This is a genomic window from Glycomyces artemisiae (genome assembly GCF_003002955.1).
Classification (GTDB): domain Bacteria; phylum Actinomycetota; class Actinomycetes; order Mycobacteriales; family Micromonosporaceae; genus Glycomyces; species Glycomyces artemisiae.
Genome location: NZ_PVTJ01000001.1, coordinates 352,829 through 368,846, shown reverse-complemented (window position 1 = coordinate 368,846; position 16,018 = coordinate 352,829). Strand labels below are relative to the sequence as shown.

The following is a 16,018-nucleotide window of genomic DNA, read 5'->3' as shown; positions in this document are numbered from 1 at the left end:
AGTATCCCTGAATCGTGAAATCTCTCAACGTTTCCGGCAATCGCCGCAAGCTGCTCACCGGCGCCGCGGCGATCGGCACCGGTTCCGCCCTCGTGCTCGCCCTCGACGCCTGCTCCACCGACACCGGGGGCGCCGCAGCCTCCGAGACCGCTTCCGCCGCAGCCGAAGTCCCGGACCTCAAGGACCTGGAGACGGCCGAGGAGATCTGGGACGCCCTCCTCGAAGGGAACCAGCGGTGGGCCGCCGGGGAGTCCGCCCACCCCGACGCCGACGTCGAGACCCGCCAGGAGCTCGTCGAAGGCCAGGCGCCGCGCGCCGCGGTCTTCACGTGCGTCGACTCCCGCGTCGCCCCCGAACTGGTCTTCGACACCGGCGTCGGCGACATCATGGTCACCCGCACCGCCGCGAACACCTTCGACCCGCTCGTGTCCGAGTCCGTGTCCTACGGGCCCGCGGCCCTGGAGGCCCCGCTGCTCGTCGTCCTGGGCCACCAGAAGTGCGGGGCCGTCACCGCCGCCCACGACGCGCTCGCCGCCGCCGACGCGGGCGAGGAGGCCGAGGAGGCCGAGGACCACGGCTACCACCTCCCCGAGATCGTGGAGGCCCTCACGCCCGCCTACGAGGCCGCGAAGGAGGAGTCCGGGGACCCCGTGGACGCGATGATCGCCGCGAACGTCGCCCTCACCGTGCAGGCGCTCAAGGAGCACCCGAACCTCGCCGAACTCGTCGCCGACGGGGAGCTGACCGTCGTCGGCGCCGTGTACTCGCTGGAGACCGGCGTCGTCACCGAGATCGAGGTCTGAGCGTGCAGGGAGGGCCCCGGCCCTCCCTGCGCGCCGCGCGCGTCGACGATGGGAAGTAGGCTGGGCCGCAATCGACCTGAAAGCAGGTGCGCCTTGCAGATCACCGTCGACGCGTGGGACCCGTCCTTCGCCGACAACCCCGAGTCGCCCTCGCGCACCGGGGGCACCGTGCGCACCGAGATCGAGCTCGACCCCGAGGACTGGCGCCCCATCGACGCGCCCGCGACGGGCCCGCGCCGCATCGTCGTGGTCGACGGCGTGCGCCGCATCGACGCCCGGGTCGAGCTCCTGGAAGGCGGGGAGCGCTGGCCGGGCCTGTGCGTCTCCTGGGCCGCCGGGGCGGTGGCCTGCGACCTCGACGGGCACGTCTCCGCCGTCGCCGAGGCGGACGTGGAGCGCGGCCTGTTCGCGGCCGTCGACCCCGGCGCTGACTTCGGGCGGTACCCGTACCGCAAGGTCGAGTCCGCCGACCCGGGCGAGCTGATCTCCGCGGCCCAGCACGCGATGGCCTCTCTGGAGGCGAAGGTCGCCTCGATGGTGGCGATGGACGCCGAGCTCGCGGTCCTCGACGGGCCGCTGCGCGGGCGCGACCAGCTCTCGAACTCGGTGGGCTACATCAAGAGCCACTCCAGGTCCTACCTCAAGGGCGAGCAGAACGCCGTGGTCGAGAAGCTCGCCCCCGGCCAGCGCACCCCCGTGTTCCACCTGGTGTCGGGCTGGCCCCGCTACACGTGGTACCTGCGGCTGCCCGGGACGAGCTCGCGCGGCTGGTCGGGCGTGGCGCGCCTGGAAGCCTCCGACGACCTCACCGACGAGGCCGCGATCGCCCTCGCCGACGCGACCGCCGCGGCGCTCCCGCCGCTGGGGTCCGCGGCCCACAAGGACGCCCGCGCGCCGCAGAACCTGACGCCGATCGCGGGTCTGGAGCGGCGCCTGAAGCGGATGCTCGGCGACCCGCGGCTGCTGCTGCGCTCGGTGCGGGCGGCGTCGATGGAGACCGGCGGCTGAGGGAAGCGTTCGGGCCCTGGCGGTGTTCGGTCTGGCATGACCGACGCACCCGTGCACGGCACGGCGACCCTCTCGCGCGACCTGGACGCCCCTCCCGAGCGGGTGTGGGCCGCGTTCGCCGACTTCGCGCTCCGCGACCGCTGGTTCCGCATCCCGGGCAAGGACGGCACCCATGAGCTGGACTTCCGCGTGGGCGGCGGCGAGACCTCGACGGGCGTGTTCGCGGCCTCGGGGGCGCCGGAGCTGGTGGAGTGGCGGTCGCGGATCTTCGACCTGGAGGAGCCCCGGCGGATCGTCTTCGGGTACGAGCTGAGCGTGGACGGCTTGCGCCGCAACGTGTCCCTGGTGACGGTGGCGCTCGCCCCCGTGGGCGGCGGCACGCGCCTGGACTACACCGAGCAGTACGTGCTCACGGCCCTCACCGGGGAGCCGGGCCAGGACGAGGCGCACCTGCGCGGGTCGCTCCAGTTCCTGCTCAACCGGCTCGAAGGGGCGCTGCGGGAGAGGCAGGAGGCCCCGGCGCGGCTGCGCCGGGGCCTCCCTGGGTCAGCGAACTCCGGGTTCGCGTCGGATCGAGACTAAGGGACTGCTAGTACCAGCCGTTGGACTCGCTGTGCGACCATGCGCCGCACGGGCTGCCGTAGCGGCCTTCGATGTAGTCGAGGCCCCAGGCGATCTGGGTGGCCGGGTTGGTCTCCCAGTCGTCGCCGTTGGCGGCCATCTTGTCGCCGGGGAGCGCCTGCGGGATGCCGTAGGCGCCGGAGCCGGAGTTGTAGGCGGACTCGTCCCAGCCGGACTCGCGGTTCCACAGGTCCACGAGGCACTGGAACTCGCCCATGTCCCACCCGGCGTCGAGCGTCATGGTGCAGCCGATGGCCTGGTTGCCGGAGTAGTCGGAGCACTCGGCCGAGATGTCGACGCTCGGCCCGGACGACGAGTCGTCCGAGGTCTCCGCTTCGGCGGCCGGCTCCTCTTCCTCGGGGACCTCCGCGGGGTCGGACTGCGCGGTCCCGGGGGCCGCTTCCGCCTTCTCGGGCAGGATGCTGTCCATGGACTCCACGTCGTCCCACTGGCGGTCGGCGGTGCCGGCGTCGGCGACGATCTGCTCGGCGAGCCGTTCCTCGGCGGTCGGGTCGTCGGTGGCGATGATCGCGGCGCTCGCGCTGCTCGCCGAGCCGACTGCGAGCAGTACGGCCGCCGAGGACACGAACACCCGGGTGCGCACCACGTGCCGGAGGCCGCCGGGGCGGCGCTCGTCGGAGCGGTGCTTGGCTCGGGTCGTCTTCATGCGGGTAAACATCGGGGGTAACCCTAAAAGGACCCGCAGCCGGTTCCGTACCGCTCGGTAACGGCGACATTACGGCACATTGCCGCCTGTACCGCAAGGGCTTCCGTGCCCGTCTCGCCCGATAGCGGGAGTATCGCGAAGGGCACCCCAAAGGCCGGGAACCGCGGGCCGGCGACTCGGCCGAACGGGCCATTGACAGTGCCCGGGACGCTTCTTCTTTCTTCCACTTAGGTCCACGGAGAGCAATGTCACAGGAGGCAACGGACCGGCCCCGCCCTGGTGCGGGCGGGGCCGGTGTGGCGGGTGGGGGCTAGTCGGTGGTCGGGTCGGCCTCGCTCGGGGTGGCCTCTGCCGTGGTCGGCTCATCGGACGCCGTCGGGTCGGGCTCGTCGCTCGGGGACTCCTCCGGGGCCTCGGTGGTCTCGTCGGCGGTCGGGGACTCGCTCGGTCCGGCGGTGGGCTCCCGGTCGTCGGAGGGCGTGGCTTCGCCCAGGGCCTCTTCCGGGGTAGGGCACAGCGGGTACAGGTAGCCGTGTTCGCCGTACGGGTCCGTGTACTGGTCCCCCGAATCGCACCGGTACGGGTCGCCGAGGAGCACCGGGTCGCCGTTCTGGTCGAAGAGGTAGAACCCGTCGATCGGCTCGCCGTTCTCGTCGTAGGCGCGGAGGTCCTCGATCTCCAGGGAGCCGTCGTCGTAGGAGTAGGACGCGGACGGGACGTACCGGTCCGGCAGCCCGCCGGTGTAGACCCACGCGAACTGGTAGGCGGCCAGGGCCATCAGGCCCGCGCCGAGCCAGGCGGTCCACAGCTGCGAGGTGCGGCCCCAGCGGGTCGAGGCGGTGCCGATCCGCAGGGAGATCCAGACGCCGAGGAGCACCGCCGCGAGCCCGAAGACCAGGCCCGGGAACGAGCCGAAGATCCAGAAGTCGGTGAAGCCGTACTGGACCGAGGAGAACCAGTAGAGCAGGAGCAGCGCGCCTACCGCGCCGCGCACGGCCCACCAGCCGGGCCTGACCTTCTCGCGGAACTCGGCGAAGTCCCCCATGCCCGCCGAGCGGGTGGCCGCGTCGGCGGTCCTGGCGACGGCGGCGCGGGCCTCCGCGATCCGGTCGCGGCGCGCCGCGACCGGCTCGGAGTCGCCTTCGACGACGACGGTCTCCCGGAGCTCCGCGGCGTACGCCGCCGGGGCGCCGAGGCGTCCGGCGAGCGTGGCGCCCGGTTCCAGGTCGGCGGCGACCTCGTTCAGGTGGGCTTCGAGGTCGGCGAGCAGGTCCTCGCGGACCGCGGGCGGCAGGTCGGCGAGGTGGCGGCGGACCTCCGCGAGGTAGGTCGCCGCCTCGGTGCCGCGGGGTGAGTCGGTCATCGTCAGCCTTTCTCGGGGGAGTCGAGGAGGGCGCGCATCTTGCCGCTGACGTCCTCCCATGCTTCGCGCATGGCGCGCAGGCGGGTGCGGCCGGTCGCGGTGAGCGCGTAGTACTTCCGGTGCGGTCCGGCGTCGCTGGGCATCACGTAGGTGGACAGGTGTCCGGCCTTGAACAGCCGCCGGAGCGTCCCGTACACCGTGGCGTCCCCGAGCTCCTCGAACCCGGCCTTGCGCAGGCGGTGGAGGATCTCGTAGCCGTACGCGTCCTCGTCGGCGAGGACGCGCAGCACGATGATGTCGAGCAGTCCTTTGAGCAGTTGCGATCGGTCCACGCATACGACAGTACCATGCATTGCACAGTAGTGTGCTAAGCGGAGCCCCTGGAGACAGGACCGGCCCCGCACGCCAGTGCGGGGCCGGTCCTCCTTGCGGCGCTTACAGAGTGGCGCGGGCGGCGCGCAGGCGCGCCATACTCACGTCCTTGCCGAGCAGCTCCATGGACTCGTACAGCGGCGGCGAGACGGTCTTGCCGCTGATCGCCACGCGGACCGGCCCGAAGGCCTTGCGCGGCTTGAGGCCCATGCCGTCGACGAGCGCGGCCCGCAGGGCCTCCTCGATGCTCGCGGTCGTCCACTCGATGCCGTCGAGCGCGGCGATGGAGGCGTCGAGGACCTGCGCGGCGTCGTCCTTGAAGGTCTTCTTCGCCGAGTCTTCGTCGATCGCGACCTCGGTGCCGCAGAACAGGAAGCGGAGCATCTCCACGGCCTGCGCGAGCGTCGAGCAGCGCTCCTGGACGAGCGGCACGGCCACGTCGAGGACGTGCGCCTCGGCCGCGGTCGGGGCGTCCCCGATGAGCCCGGCGTCGCGCAGCCGCGGCAGCAGCAGGCGGGTCAGCTCCGCGGGGTCGGTCATGCGGAAGTGCTCGGCGCAGATCGCGTCGAACTTCTTCTCGTCGAACCGCGCCGGGTTGGATTTGACGTCGTGGAGGTCGAACGCCGACAGGAACTCCGCGACGGTGAACGTGTCGCGGTCGCCGGAGATGGACCAGCCGAGCGTCGCCACGTAGTTGAGGACGCCCTCGGGCAGGTACCCGGCCTCCTTGTACTGCAACAGGTTCGAGCGGGGGTCGCGCTTGGACATCTTCTTGCCGCGCTCGTCGACGATGAGCGGCAGGTGCGCGTACTCGGGCTCGGCGTCGGCCAGGCCCAGCTCGATGAGCGCGTGCCACATGACGATCTGGCGGGGCGTCGAGGGCATGAGGTCCTCGCCGCGGGTGACCATGTCGACCTTCATGAGCGCGTCGTCCACCGGGTTGGTGAGCGTGTACAGCGGCGAGCCGTCGCCGCGCGCGACCACGTAGTCGGGGACGGTGCCCGCGGGGGTGCGGACCTCGCCGCGCACCGCGTCCTGGAACACGATGTCCTCGTCGGGCATCCGCATGCGCAGCACGGGCTTGCGGCCCTCGGCGCGGAAGGCGGCCTTCTGCTCCTCGGTGAGGTCGCGGTCGAAGTTGTCGTAGCCGAGCTTCGGGTCGCGGCCCGCGGCCCGGTGCCGGGCCTCCACTTCCTCGTTGGTGGAGAACGCCTCGTAGGCGTAGCCGCCGTCGAGGAGGCGCTTGAGGACGTCGGCGTAGATGTCGAGGCGCTGCGACTGCCGGTACGGCGCGTAGGGGCCGCCGATGTCGGGCCCCTCGTCCCAGGTCATGCCCAGCCACGAGAGCGCTTCGAGGAGCTGCTCGTAGGACTCCTCGGTGTCGCGCGCCGCGTCGGTGTCCTCGATGCGGAACACGAACGAGCCGCCCTTCGCGCGGGCGTAGCCCCACGAGAACAGGCAGGTGCGCACCAGGCCGACGTGCGGGGTGCCGGTCGGGCTGGGGCAGAAGCGGGTGCGGGCGTTACTCACTGGCGATCACCTTGTTGGTCAGCGTGCCGATGCCGGCGACGGAAACGGAGACGGTCTCGCCGGCCTGGATCGGCCCGACGCCCGCGGGCGTCCCGGTGAGCACCACGTCCCCGGGGAGGAGGGTCATGATCTGCGAGACGTACGCGATGAGCGCGGGCACGTCGAAGATCATGTCCTTCGTCGAGCCGAGCTGGCGCACCTCGCCGTTGACCTCGCAGCGGACCTCCGCGTCGGCCACGTCGGCGTCGGTCTCGATCCACGGGCCCAGCGGGCAGAACGAGTCGAAGCCCTTGGCGCGCGTGAACTGCACGTCCTGCTTCTGGAGGTCGCGCGCGGTCACGTCGTTCGCGCACGTGTAGCCGTAGATCGAGGACTTCGCGGCCTCGCGGTCGAGGCCGCGGGCGCCGTGCAGGCCGATGACGACCGCCAGCTCCGCCTCGTGCTCGACCTGGTCGGACACGGCCGGGAGGCGGATCATCTCGCTCGGGCCGATGACCGAGGTCGAGGGCTTGAGGAAGATCAGCGGCTCCTTGGGGACCTCGTTGCCGAGTTCGGCGGCGTGCTCGGCGTAGTTGCGGCCCACGCACACGACCTTCGACGGGAGGATCGGGGCGAGCAGCCGCACGTCGTCGAGCGCCCAGCGTTGGCCGGTGAGCTTGATCTGCGCGAACGGGTGCCCCTCGATCTCCGCGGCGGTGGCCCCGGGCCCCTCCCCTTCGAGGACTGCGAACGACATGCCGGTGGGGTGAGCGATCCGCGCGATCCGCACAGTCGGCCCCTCTCTAAGACTGGTTCGAAACCTTGCGGGCCCAGCTTAGTTCGCGCGGCGGCTGCGGGCGCGGCGCTCCCGCGCGCCGGACTCGCCGGTCACGCCGAGGCCGCACTAGCGCAGGAGCAGGAAGAGGCCCGCGATGACGACGGTGCCGACGAGCGCGCCGACGACGATGCCCATGCCCATGCGGCGCACGCGGCCGAACATGCCGACGAAGAAGCCCAGGACGCACGTGAGCGGCGCCGCGACCAGCAGCGACAGCGAGGTCGCGCCGAGGCGCACCCGGAGGGTCTCGCTCAGGCCGCCGACGAGCACGAAGCCCAGGACGACGGCGAGGACCACGACGATCACCAGGCCCAGGAAGAACCCGGCGCCGAAACGGCGGCGTCCGTACACGGCCGAGTCCGCGGCGAGTGCAGCCGCGCGGGCGCGATCGGTCTTGTAGGAAGTCACACCTCAACTGTAGTACGACGGGGCAATCGGGCGGGTCACCGCATTCCTCCGCTGTCCCCTGACGCGCCGTCACGAATCCGCCGCGGGGCGCCGTCCGCGTGGAAGACTGCCGCAATGCGCCGTCTGATCACCATCTCAGCACTTTTTGCGGCCCTGCTGTTCGTGCAGGCCCCGGCCGGGGCGATCGACTCGAACCTGCCGCAGGCGACCGCCTCCTTCAACGACCAGGTCGTCAAGGTCGCCTACAACGGCGACACCGTCTACTCCGGCGGCCTGTTCACCCGGGCCAAGCAGACCGACGGGACCTACGCGGACCGCACGTACCTGGCCGCGGTGAACTCGCGGACCGGCGCGCTGCTGCCGTTCGCGCCGGTCCTCAACGGCACCGTCCACGAGGTGAAGACCGGCGGCGGGTACCTGTACGTCGCCGGGAAGTTCACCGAGGTCGACGGCACCGCGATGTCCCGGATCGCCCGGTTCAGCCTGTCCACCGGGAAGCTCGACACGGCGTGGCGGCCGAACCCGAGCGCCACGGTCTACTCGATCGAGCCCGTCGGGTCCACCGTGTACCTCGGCGGCACGTTCACGAAGGTGGGCTCGCTCGCGCAGCCGCGCCTCGCCGCCGTCGACGCGTCCACGGGCGCTCCCATCGCCGCGTTCAAACCCGAGGTGTCCGAGGGCGGCGTGCGCGACGTCCAGTCCGGGCACGGCCGCCTCTACGTCGCGGGCGTGTTCTCGATGATCGGCGGCGACAAGAAGTACGGGAAGCTCGGCGCGGTCGACCCGGTGACGGGCGCGGTCGACACGGGATTCTCCGCGAAGGTGTACGTCCTCACCCGCGAGGTCGTCGTCGCCGGGGACCGCGTGTACGCGGCGCTCGACGGGCGCGGCGGCGAGATCCGGGCGTTCACGACCACCGGCGAGACGCTCTGGTACCAGGCCGTGGACGGCGGGATGCAGACCGTCGCCGTGTGGGGCAACACCGTCATCGGCGGCGGCCACTTCGACGAGGCGTGCAACACCAACCACGCAGGTCCCTTGGGCCAGTGCGTGGACGGCATCAAGGCGCACCGCGGGAAGCTCCTCGCGGTCGACATGAACGGGAACCTGCTGCCGTGGAACCCGGGCGCGAACGGCGTCGTGGGCGCCTGGGACGCCACGGTCCACCCGTCGGGCGCGAACATGACCGTCGGCGGGTCGTTCACGACCTTCGGCGGCGGCGCCATGGAGCAGAAGAGGATCGCGGTCTTCAACTGACGCAACGCAAGCGATAGGGGCCCGATCATCGATCGGGCCCCTTCATTCGTTCGCCCTCCCGCACGGTCGGCGCGGGCCGGGCAAGGGGGACGGTCTCGTGGACCGTCCCCGGTCTCGGCGGCTCGTGGCCTGAAGTCAGCGGCGGTTCAGCCCGTAGGCGAGGCCGTCCGCGAGGGCGTTCCAGGACGCCTCGATGAGGTTGGGGGCGACGCCGACGGTGGTCCACTCGGCTTCGCCGTCGCTCATGGAGATGAGGACGCGGGTGACCGCGTCGGTGCCGGTGGACCCGGCGAGGATGCGGACCTTGAAGTCCGAGAGCGTCAGCTCGGCCAGGCGCGGGTGCCGGGCGGCCAGCGCGGAGCGCAGCGCGGCGTCGAGGGCGTTGACCGGGCCGTTCCCCTGCGCCGTGGAGATGACGCGCTCGCCTTCGACGTCGACGCGGACGGTGGCCTCGGCGACGGTGGCGCCGTTCGGGTCGTGGTCGACGATGACGCGGTACGTGTCGAGTGTGAAGGGCCGCGGCAGGCCGCCTTCCACTTCGTCGCGCACGAGCAGCTCGAAGGAGGCGTCGGCGGCCTCGAAGGACCAGCCTTTGGATTCGAGTTCCTTGACGCGCTTGGTGATGCGGTCGAGGGCGTCCTTGTCGCCGGCGAGGTCGATGCCGAGTTCGCGGCCCTTGAGTTCGACGGAGGCGCGGCCGGCCATCTCGGTGACGAGGATGCGCATGTCGTTGCCGACGAGCTCGGGCTCGATGTGGTTGTACAGGGCCGGGTCGGCCTTGATCGCGGAGGCGTGGATGCCCGCCTTGTGGGCGAACGCGGCGTGGCCGGTGTAGGGGGCGTGCTCGTCGGGGGTCATGTTGGCGATCTCGGCGATGGCGTGGGAGACGCGGGTGAGCTTCTCCAGGCCGCCGTCGGGGAGGACCTTGCGGCCGAGCTTGGTCTCCAGGTTCGCGATGACGGTGAAGAGGTTCGCGTTGCCGGGGCGCTCGCCGTAGCCGTTGGCGGTGCCCTGGACGTGCATGGCCCCGGCCTCGACGGCGGCGACGGTGTTGGCGACGGCGCAGCCGGTGTCGTTCTGGGCGTGCATGCCGAGGCGGATGCGCTCGGGCGGGAGGTCGGCGGCGAGGCGGGCGCGCAGGTCGGTGAAGGCCGCGGTGATGTCGGAGGGGATGGAGCCGCCGTTGGTGTCGCACAGGACGACCGCTTCGGCGCCGACGTCGAGGGCGGTCTTGACGACGAGGGCGGCGTAGACGGGGTCGTGGCGGTAGCCGTCGAAGAAGTGCTCGCAGTCGATGAAGACCTGGCGGTCGTGCTCGCGTCCGGTGCGGACGGAGTCGGCGATCATGGCGAGGTTCTCTTCGGGGGTGGTCTTCAGGGCCTGCTCGACGTGGCGCATGTCGGACTTGGCGACGAGGCACAGGACGGGCGCGCGGGAGTCGAGGAGGGCCTTGAAGCCGGGGTCCTCGGCGGCGGTGGAGGCGGCGCGCCGGGTCATGCCGAAGGCGACCAGCCTGGCGTGCTTGAAGTTCAGCTCGTCCGCGGCGCGGGCGAAGAATTCGGTGTCCGAGGGGATCGCGCCGGGCCAGCCGCCCTCGATGTAGTCGACGCCGAGCTCGTCGAGGAGCTCGGCTACCGCGAGTTTGTCGGCGACGGAGTAGCGCAGGCCCTCCATCTGGGCGCCGTCGCGGAGCGTGGTGTCGAAGACGTGGAAGTCCCCGGCGCCGGTCTCTGCCTCGCCGGGTTTGGTAGCGGAGTCTGCTTGCGTCACTTGGTGCTCCAAGTCCTGTCTGCCGATGGGTCCTGTGCTGCGCGTCGGACCTGAACGTTCGTTTGCCCTGAACGAAAAAGACCCCCTGCGGGCGCAGGAGGTCTGGCGTTCGGCGATGGCATTACGGCCTCGCGGAACGCCCGCAGCTAATCATGAGCTGGAAAGTCACGAGAGGAAGTATGCCACCGGCGGACCGGGCCGCCCAGCATTTCCCACATCTCGGGAATCACTGTGTCGCTGTGGACGATGCGCTACCAGTCCGAGCGGAAGGCGCGGCGGCGCTGCCACCACAGCAGGAGCGCGGTTCCTCCGGCGAGGGCGATGGCGCCCGCTGCGAGGACGGCGCCGAGTCCGGCTCCGGTGGTCGGCAGCTGCGGCTGGGCCGCGGGCGGCGTGGTCGATGGGGCCTCCGACGAAGGCGTCTCTGAGGGCGTGGGCGTCTCGGGCGGGACGGCGGCGAACAGCCACTCTTGGAAGTGGCGGGAGGGGCTGGCGCCGTCGCCGAGCGCGACGGCGACGACCTCGGCGCCTTCGACGGCGTCGGCGTCGTCGGTGAGGCCGAGGTAGTAGCCGTCGGTACCGATGAACCGGAAGTCCTCATTGGACTGAGCGTCGTCGAAGACGACGTTCCAGGCGTCGGCGCCCGCGCAGTCGGCGAGGAACACGGGGGCGGTCTCGCCGCCGCCGGAGACGTCGGCGGAGAGGCACTTCCCGTCGCTCTCGCGGACGACCTGGTACTCGCCGAGATCCTGGAGGGCCTCGACGGCGCGGAGCGTCCACAGGTCGCCGTCGGCGGCGAGGCGGACCGCGCCGTTCTGCTGGGCGAGCGTCAGGTCCGGGTGGTCCTTGAGGTACATGCGGACCGGTTCGTCGGGGACCGGGTCCGCGGCTTGGGCGGGCGCGGCGGGAAGCAGGGCGGCGGCAGCGGCGAGCGTGGCGGGAAGAATACGGGCTTTCACCCGGAGATTACACCAAATTAGACATATTCACGTACGAGGGCTCAGGCGCGCTGCTCGCCGATCCGGCCGCGGATCTCGCTCGCCGCGTCGCCCGCCGCGCGCAGCCGGTCGGCCGCGTCGGTGAGCATGTCGAGGGTCTCGTCCGCGCGGTGCGCGGTCAGCTCGTGCTGGAGGCCGATCGACCCGGCCAGGCACTCCCCCGCCGCGGTCACCATGTCCTCGTAGGCGGTCACGCCCGATTCGAGCCGCTCGACCATCCGGTCCAGGCCGTCCTGGAGGCCCGTGCGCTTCATCGACGGCGACACCGCGAGCGCCTGCTCGACGTCCTTGACGCTCAAGGCGAGCTGGTACAGCTCGCGCCCGGCCTGGCCCGCCCCGGCGAGGATCGCCACGGCCTCCTCGTTGCCCTGCAAGCGGTTCGCCATCCGCTCGGCCGCGATGGACGCCTGCTCCAGGCGCTCGTAGGGCCGCAGCGCCCGGCTGCGCTTGAACTGGTCCCGGATGCGGCCCCGGCGGATCGCGTCGGCAGCCTCGCCGAACAGGCCCTTCGCCTCACTCGCGAGCTTCGCCGGGCCGTGCAGCTCCAGCGACGCCCGCTCCGACTCGGGCAGCGCCCGCGCCAGGCGCCGGTAGTCGAACCAGCGGACCACGGCCATCGCCGTGGAGAACCCCGCGACCGTCACCCAGATCCCGTCGGGCGCACCGAGACCCGCATAGGGAATGAAGAACGCACTGCCGGCGGCGGCGCCGCCGGCAGTGGTGGTCCAGGACTTGGCGGAAGCCAGGCGGGAGCGCAGGCGCTTGAACGCGCGCTTGCGTTCCTTGGCGTCCACCGGGCGTCCTTAGCTGTTGGTCTTGTCCGCCTCCGCGGTCCCCTCGTCGAGGGACGCGCGGATGTCGGCGAGGCGGGCGTTCGTGACCGACTCCTTCGACTCGATCTGCGCCTTCTCCTTGCCGCCCGAGAGCTGGTCGCCCTCAAGGGAGGCGCGGATCTGCTCCAGGCGCGAGGCCCCCGCCATGTCGCGGGTGGCGCGGTTCACTTCGAGGAGGCGGCCCTCGACCGAGTTCGAGGCGAGCTCGGCGCGGCCCATCGCGTTCGAGTACCGGCCCTCGATCTTGTCGCGGATCTCGTCGAAGTTCGGCACGTTCCCGGGCGCGGCGGTCTGCGACATCTGCTCCAGGGACGAGGCGATCGTCTCCTGCATCTTCGCCTGCTCCAGCTGGCCGAGCAGCTTCGTGCGCTCCTGGAGCTTCTGCTGGAGGATCATCTGGTTGTTCTCGACGGCCTTCTTCGCCTGGTCGGCGGCCGTCAGCGCCTGGTCGTGCATCACCTTCATGTCCTCAAGGGACTGCTCGGTGGAGACCAGCTGCCCGGCGAGGATCTCGGCGGTCGACTCGAACTGCTGCGCCTTCGCCTCGTCGCCGTCGGCGCGGGCCTTGTCCGCCAGCACGAGCGCCTGGCGCGCCTGCGCCTGGAGCCGCTCCACCTCGGACATCGAGCGGTTCAGCTTCATCTCCAGCTGCCGCTGGTTCCCGATCACCGAGGCGGCCTGCCCCACCAGTGCCTGGTGCTGCTTCTGCGCCTCCTCGATCGCCTGCTGGATCTGGATCTTGGGGTCGGCGTACTCGTCGATCTTCGCACCGAAGAGCGCCATCATGTATTTCCAGCCCTTGACGAACGGATTGGCCATTATCGGGGTCCTTCCGGTGCTCACTTGGCGAAGCTTGCGAGCCATACATTTTGCAACTGCAACGCCGACTTGCCTCTAGTGTCGGACATCGGCGCCACTCTTGCGGGACAGGGGTGACGCCTCCATCGCAAAACTACATCATCGGGTACGGCGTTCAGGTACGCAGTCAGGCGGCCGCGCGGACCACCGAATCGGACACCTCGCCACGGCGGTGGCGGGACCGGACCTGCGCTATGGCGGCGGCCGGACGGCGGCGCCGCGACTCCTCCGCGGCGGCGGCCTGCTCCCGCGACGGCAGCAGCACCGGCACCTGCCTGGCCTGCGGGTGCTGCGGGGCCTCGTCGCCGCGCTCGTGCGCCGCGACCTCCCGCGACACCTCCGCGAGCACCTCCGACAGGCGCACCTGGAGCGCCCCGCACACGGACGCCAGCAGCTCGCTCGACGGCTCCTTGTGGCCCCGTTCGATCTCCGAGAGGTAGCCCAAGCTCACATTCGCCTGCTTCGACACGTCACGCAGCGTCCGCTTCTGGGCGCGGCGACGACGACGCAGGGTCTCTCCCAGCAGTTCCCTCAACAACACCATAGGGTTCTCCTCCACGCCGCGGTCGCTCATATGAGCCTAAACGGGTCCTGCAAGCCTAGCTCGACCGGTTCGGCTCGCTCTCCCTAGATTTGAATGCTTTCCAGAGGTAATCCATTCCCGTCAGGACCGTGAGGATCGCCGCCGCGTACATCAGCCACAGCCCCGCCGCGTCCAGCGGCGCCGGCCACGGGAACAGCATCCACGACACCGCCGTGATCTGGAGGACCGTCTTCAGCTTCCCGCCGCGGTCCGCCGCCACCACCGTGCGGTTGCGGATCGTCATGCGCCACACCGTGATCCCCAGCTCGCGCACCAGGATCACCACCGTCACCCACCACGGCAGGGCGCCGTAGTAGCTCAGCAGCACCAGGGCCGTCCCGATCAGCGCCTTGTCCGCGATCGGGTCCGCCAGCTTGCCGAAATCGGTCACCAGGCCGCGCGAGCGCGCCAGCCACCCGTCCACGAAGTCCGTCGCCGAGATGAACACGAACAGCAGGCAGGCCGCGACCCGCCACCCCGTGTGCTCCATCCCCGACAGGACCACGAACACGGCGAACACCGGCACCAGGAAGATCCGGGCCACGGTCACCACGTTCGCGATGTTCCACGGCGAGACCGGGGGGTCGGCGGTCACCAGGCCTCCTCGACGAGCTCCGCCACCAGGTCCACGCCGTGCGAGTCCACGACCTTCGCGGTCACGAAGTCGCCGGGCTCCAGGCCCTCGACCTCGCCGACCAGGGCGACCGTGCCGTCGACCTCCGGCGCCTGGTGGGCGCCGCGGCCGTCCACGCCGTCGTCCTCCACGGACTCGACGAGCACCGTCATCGTCTCCCCGACGCGGTCGGCGGCGCGCTGGCTCACCAGCTCGTCGACGAGCATCGCGACCCGGGTGTGGCGGTCCTGGACCTCGTCCTCGGGGACGTGGCCGTCGAGGTCGACCGCCTCGGTGCCGTCCTCGTCGGAGTACGCGAACACGCCCGTGGAGTCGAGGCGGGCCGCTTCGAGGAAGCCCATGAGCTCCTCCACGTCCTCCTCGGTCTCGCCGGGGAAGCCGACGATCACGTTCGTGCGGGCGCCCGCGAGCGGGGACACCGCGCGGATCTGGTCGAGCAGCGCCAGGAAGTTCTCGGTCGATCCGAAGCGGCGCATGCGGCGCAGGACCTTCGCCGAGGAGTGCTGGAACGACAGGTCGAAGTACGGGACGACCTTCTCCGTGCGGTGCATCGCCTCGATGAGGCTCGGGCGCAGCTCCGCGGGCTGGAGGTACGACAGGCGGATCCACTCGATGCCGTCGATCGCGGCCATGCCTTCGAGGAGGTGCTCCAGGGCCTGCGTGTCGGGCAGGTCCTTGCCGTACGAGGTGGTGTTCTCCGAGACGAGGTTGAGCTCCTTGACGCCTTCGGAGGCGAGCCACGCGGCCTCGGCGAGGATCTCCTCGGGCGTGCGGGACACGAACGAGCCGCGGAACGTGGGGATCGCGCAGAACGTGCAGCGCCGGTCGCACCCGGACGCGAGCTTCAGGTTCGCGACGGGGCCGTCGGTGAGGCGCTTGCGGACCACCGCGAGGTGCTGCGGGGCGCCCGCGGCCGGCGCGGCGCCGTCGGCCTGCGCGGCGCGCGAGTGGCCGGGCACGACCGCGGCCGCGGCCTGGCGGGCGGCCGGGGCCAGCGGCAGGAGCTTGCGGCGGTCACCGGGCTGGTGCGACTCGATGGTGCGGCCCGCGAGGATGTCGTCGAGGCGCGCGGCCATGTCCGGGTAGTGGTCGAAGCCGAGGACGGCGTCCGCTTCCGGGAGGCTCTCGGCGAGCTCGCGGCCGTACCGCTCCGCCATGCAGCCGGTCGCCACGACCTTGGCGCCGGTGTTCGAGGCCTCCAGCAGCACGTCGATGGACTCGGTCTTGGCCTGCTCGATGAACCCGCAGGTGTTGACCATGACCACGTCGGCGTTCTCGCCGTCGTCGCTGATGCGCCAGCCGCCGGCGGCCAGGCGCGCGGCCAGCTCCTCGGAGTCGGTCTCGTTGCGGGCGCAGCCGAGCGTCAGGAGCGCGACGCTCTTGCCTGCGGCGCGGGAGTTCGAATCGGCGGTCGAATGAGCTGATGACACCCAGAAAGCGTACCCAGGGGCGGCAGGTGAACGCCCGGGGCGGCGGGCAGCGTCACGGTGGTCCGG

At 71.3% G+C, this 16,018-nt stretch carries 17 protein-coding genes; 4 read left to right on the top strand and 13 right to left on the bottom strand.

The window, feature by feature from the left end:
* Positions 1 to 14 precede the first annotated feature (14 nt).
* The 3 genes from B0I28_RS01725 to B0I28_RS01715 all read left to right on the top strand — a co-directional run bounded on the left by B0I28_RS01725 (position 15) and on the right by B0I28_RS01715 (position 2,393).
* The gene (locus B0I28_RS01725; protein WP_106362080.1) at positions 15 to 803 is read left to right on the top strand and encodes a carbonic anhydrase; all 789 of its coding nucleotides are present in this window, start codon (positions 15 to 17) and stop codon (positions 801 to 803) included.
* 93 nt (positions 804 to 896) lie between these two features.
* Positions 897 to 1,811, top strand: a complete 915-nt coding sequence (locus tag B0I28_RS01720; RefSeq protein ID WP_106362079.1) for a hypothetical protein — start codon at positions 897 to 899, stop codon at positions 1,809 to 1,811.
* Between the two features lie 36 nt (positions 1,812 to 1,847).
* Positions 1,848 to 2,393 (top strand): SRPBCC domain-containing protein, encoded by a 546-nt coding sequence (locus B0I28_RS01715; RefSeq protein WP_106362078.1) that lies wholly within the window; start codon positions 1,848 to 1,850, stop codon positions 2,391 to 2,393.
* A 7-nt stretch (positions 2,394 to 2,400) separates the two neighbouring features.
* Here the strand turns inward: B0I28_RS01715 and B0I28_RS27040 are convergent, their stop codons facing one another.
* From B0I28_RS27040 to B0I28_RS01685, 6 genes are all read right to left on the bottom strand, one after another.
* Complete coding sequence (locus B0I28_RS27040) at positions 2,401 to 3,099, bottom strand: aggregation-promoting factor C-terminal-like domain-containing protein (RefSeq protein WP_181245600.1); 699 nt, start codon at positions 3,097 to 3,099, stop codon at positions 2,401 to 2,403.
* A 310-nt stretch (positions 3,100 to 3,409) separates the two neighbouring features.
* Positions 3,410 to 4,462, bottom strand: a complete 1,053-nt coding sequence (locus B0I28_RS01705; RefSeq protein WP_106362077.1) for an HAAS signaling domain-containing protein — start codon at positions 4,460 to 4,462, stop codon at positions 3,410 to 3,412.
* 2 nt (positions 4,463 to 4,464) lie between these two features.
* Entirely contained in the window at positions 4,465 to 4,794 is a 330-nt protein-coding gene (locus B0I28_RS01700) for a PadR family transcriptional regulator (protein WP_106362076.1), read from the bottom strand.
* A gap of 103 nt (positions 4,795 to 4,897) precedes the next feature.
* Positions 4,898 to 6,364, bottom strand: coding sequence for a glutamate--tRNA ligase (gltX, locus tag B0I28_RS01695; protein WP_106362075.1), 1,467 nt, complete (start codon positions 6,362 to 6,364; stop codon positions 4,898 to 4,900).
* Complete coding sequence (locus B0I28_RS01690) at positions 6,357 to 7,133, bottom strand: fumarylacetoacetate hydrolase family protein (RefSeq protein WP_106362074.1); 777 nt, start codon at positions 7,131 to 7,133, stop codon at positions 6,357 to 6,359. Before B0I28_RS01690 ends, gltX begins: the two co-directional genes overlap by 8 nt.
* 114 nt (positions 7,134 to 7,247) lie before the next feature.
* Positions 7,248 to 7,589 carry a hypothetical protein gene (locus B0I28_RS01685; protein WP_106362073.1) on the bottom strand — a complete coding sequence of 114 codons (342 nt, stop codon included), beginning with the start codon at positions 7,587 to 7,589 and terminating at the stop codon, positions 7,248 to 7,250.
* A 114-nt stretch (positions 7,590 to 7,703) separates the two neighbouring features.
* Here B0I28_RS01685 and B0I28_RS01680 point away from each other — a divergent pair, with 114 nt between their 5' ends.
* Positions 7,704 to 8,846, top strand: a complete 1,143-nt coding sequence (locus B0I28_RS01680) for a PQQ-binding-like beta-propeller repeat protein (RefSeq protein ID WP_106362072.1) — start codon at positions 7,704 to 7,706, stop codon at positions 8,844 to 8,846.
* 135 nt (positions 8,847 to 8,981) lie between these two features.
* Here the strand turns inward: B0I28_RS01680 and cimA are convergent, their stop codons facing one another.
* The 7 genes from cimA to rimO all read right to left on the bottom strand — a co-directional run bounded on the left by cimA (position 8,982) and on the right by rimO (position 15,952).
* Entirely contained in the window at positions 8,982 to 10,616 is a 1,635-nt protein-coding gene (gene cimA, locus B0I28_RS01675) for a citramalate synthase (protein WP_245888846.1), read from the bottom strand.
* Positions 10,617 to 10,867: 251 nt separating this feature from the next.
* Complete coding sequence (locus B0I28_RS27035; protein ID WP_181245598.1) at positions 10,868 to 11,575, bottom strand: RICIN domain-containing protein; 708 nt, start codon at positions 11,573 to 11,575, stop codon at positions 10,868 to 10,870.
* A gap of 41 nt (positions 11,576 to 11,616) precedes the next feature.
* Positions 11,617 to 12,408 (bottom strand): phage shock envelope stress response protein PspM, encoded by a 792-nt coding sequence (gene pspM, locus B0I28_RS01665; protein ID WP_106362070.1) that lies wholly within the window; start codon positions 12,406 to 12,408, stop codon positions 11,617 to 11,619.
* Between the two features lie 9 nt (positions 12,409 to 12,417).
* Entirely contained in the window at positions 12,418 to 13,266 is an 849-nt protein-coding gene (locus B0I28_RS01660) for a PspA/IM30 family protein (protein ID WP_106362069.1), read from the bottom strand.
* Between the two features lie 166 nt (positions 13,267 to 13,432).
* Positions 13,433 to 13,849, bottom strand: a complete 417-nt coding sequence (locus B0I28_RS01655) for a helix-turn-helix domain-containing protein (protein WP_106362599.1) — start codon at positions 13,847 to 13,849, stop codon at positions 13,433 to 13,435.
* A gap of 55 nt (positions 13,850 to 13,904) precedes the next feature.
* Positions 13,905 to 14,483, bottom strand: coding sequence for a CDP-diacylglycerol--glycerol-3-phosphate 3-phosphatidyltransferase (pgsA, locus tag B0I28_RS01650; protein ID WP_106362068.1), 579 nt, complete (start codon positions 14,481 to 14,483; stop codon positions 13,905 to 13,907).
* The gene (gene rimO / locus B0I28_RS01645; protein ID WP_106362067.1) at positions 14,480 to 15,952 is read right to left on the bottom strand and encodes a 30S ribosomal protein S12 methylthiotransferase RimO; all 1,473 of its coding nucleotides are present in this window, start codon (positions 15,950 to 15,952) and stop codon (positions 14,480 to 14,482) included. Before rimO ends, pgsA begins: the two co-directional genes overlap by 4 nt.
* Between the last annotated feature and the right edge of the window lie 66 nt (positions 15,953 to 16,018).

What these genes read in the sequence shown, in the direction of transcription:
- B0I28_RS01715 (WP_106362078.1), top strand. Translation starts at nt 1,848, where the DNA reads ATGACCGACGCACCCGTGCACGGCACGGCGACCCTCTCGCGCGACCTG.
- B0I28_RS27040 (WP_181245600.1), bottom strand. Translation starts at nt 3,099, where the DNA reads ATGAAGACGACCCGAGCCAAGCACCGCTCCGACGAGCGCCGCCCCGGC.
- B0I28_RS01705 (WP_106362077.1), bottom strand. Translation starts at nt 4,462, where the DNA reads ATGACCGACTCACCCCGCGGCACCGAGGCGGCGACCTACCTCGCGGAG.
- B0I28_RS01680 (WP_106362072.1), top strand. Translation starts at nt 7,704, where the DNA reads ATGCGCCGTCTGATCACCATCTCAGCACTTTTTGCGGCCCTGCTGTTC.
- B0I28_RS01660 (WP_106362069.1), bottom strand. Translation starts at nt 13,266, where the DNA reads ATGGCCAATCCGTTCGTCAAGGGCTGGAAATACATGATGGCGCTCTTC.
- B0I28_RS01655 (WP_106362599.1), bottom strand. Translation starts at nt 13,849, where the DNA reads ATGGTGTTGTTGAGGGAACTGCTGGGAGAGACCCTGCGTCGTCGTCGC.